4 protein-coding genes are annotated in these 1,299 nt (G+C 66.9%); all 4 read right to left on the reverse strand.

Annotated features, from left to right (window positions below; genetic code table 11):
* Positions 1 to 165 precede the first annotated feature (165 nt).
* Complete coding sequence (locus ACPZVR_RS25380) at positions 166 to 405, reverse strand: hypothetical protein (RefSeq protein WP_436702477.1); 240 nt, start codon at positions 403 to 405, stop codon at positions 166 to 168.
* Positions 402 to 647: a hypothetical protein gene (locus tag ACPZVR_RS25385; protein WP_436702478.1), complete on the reverse strand. Its 246-nt coding sequence runs from the start codon at positions 645 to 647 to the stop codon at positions 402 to 404. The genes ACPZVR_RS25380 and ACPZVR_RS25385 overlap by 4 nt, the downstream gene beginning before the upstream one ends.
* Before the next feature lie 164 nt (positions 648 to 811).
* Complete coding sequence (locus tag ACPZVR_RS25390; protein WP_436702479.1) at positions 812 to 943, reverse strand: hypothetical protein; 132 nt, start codon at positions 941 to 943, stop codon at positions 812 to 814.
* Positions 940 to 1,131 (reverse strand): hypothetical protein, encoded by a 192-nt coding sequence (locus ACPZVR_RS25395; RefSeq protein WP_436702480.1) that lies wholly within the window; start codon positions 1,129 to 1,131, stop codon positions 940 to 942. The genes ACPZVR_RS25390 and ACPZVR_RS25395 overlap by 4 nt, the downstream gene beginning before the upstream one ends.
* Between the last annotated feature and the right edge of the window lie 168 nt (positions 1,132 to 1,299).

Raw genomic sequence — 1,299 nt, forward strand, 5'->3', positions numbered from 1 at the left:
TGCGACCCGAATCCCTGGGCGAGCTCGGCGATGGTCGGCTCTGGAATCCCCGCAGCGGCACGGTTCTCCCGGTCCCGTGCGTGGCGCTTGGCGTCGATGGCGTCGGCGATGGGGTCGAAGGTCTCGCTCTCGCCTGGCATGGGTGGCTCCCAGTTGGGTGTGCAGTCAGTGCACATCGGCTGGCTCCTTGATCGAGCGGGCGAGAGCGAGGGCGCCGAGGATCCACGGCGGCGCGTCCACCGGAATCCCGCGGACAGGGGGGCCGACGTTCACGTCGGGGTGCATTTCCAGCCACGCGGCGGCATCGAGCAGCAGGTCCGCGACCAGAGGCCAGTTCTCGTGGTACGGACCCCCGCGTGTCCGCACCTTCCCAGCCGCGCGGGTGAGCAGGTCATGGGCAGTCACTGCGCGGCCTCGATGTCCCCTGTGAACTCACTGACGACGTTGGCCGGCGTCAGGAATCCGTCCAAGTCGATCGCGGGGCCGGCGTCGATGAACTCCGCGATCAGGCTCGGCGTGGGAGGCTGCCCGTCGCTCCACTGCTCGAACTCGGCGCGATCGTTCGGGTCCAGAGTGAATTCGAACTCGTAGTCGATCTCCTGCCGTGCTCGCAGTCGGACCGTGTAGTCATCGTTGGCTTCGCTCATCGCGATGCTCCGTTCTTGAGTGCTTGTTGTCCGGCCTCTCGCGGCGCGCGCGGGCCTAGGAATTGGTCGGGGCGCCCTGTTCCTGCCAGGGCGCCCCTCGATCCGCCGACCACGCGAAAGACCGCGTGGGCGACGGAAGATCAGACAGTCGTGTCAGCGAGTGCTCATGCCGACCGCGCCACGATGTCCAGCAGCATCACCAGCACCAGCGGCCCGATGACCGCACCGACCACGACGACCACGGCGACAGACCGGGCACGATGATCCGGGTCGAAGATGGGCTTGTTGTCGGTCACGACTCGCCCTCGTCGATCCACTCGCGCCAGCCCTCGGCGACGCCCTCGCCCCACCCGTTCATAAGCGCGGCGTACACGTCTTCCTCAGTGCAGTAGCCATCTCGCTGGTAGCCGTCGATTCGCTCAAAGGCGCGGTCGAGGGCATCTGAGATACGCGCGTCGATCCAGCGCGATGCAGGAGTGCTCACTGCCACCACCGCCCCGTCCACAGGTTCCAGCCGCCCCACATCAGCAGCAACGCCAGGACGATCGCGAGCACAGTCCACGCGGCGAACCAGTGATCGGGGTTCATGCAGCTCGCCCCTGAAGTTCGATCTCGATCAGCGCGACCCCTTCGGTCGTCAATCCGACTTCGG

The organism is Nocardioides segetis (assembly GCF_051390595.1).
Taxonomy (GTDB): Bacteria; Actinomycetota; Actinomycetes; order Propionibacteriales; family Nocardioidaceae; genus Nocardioides.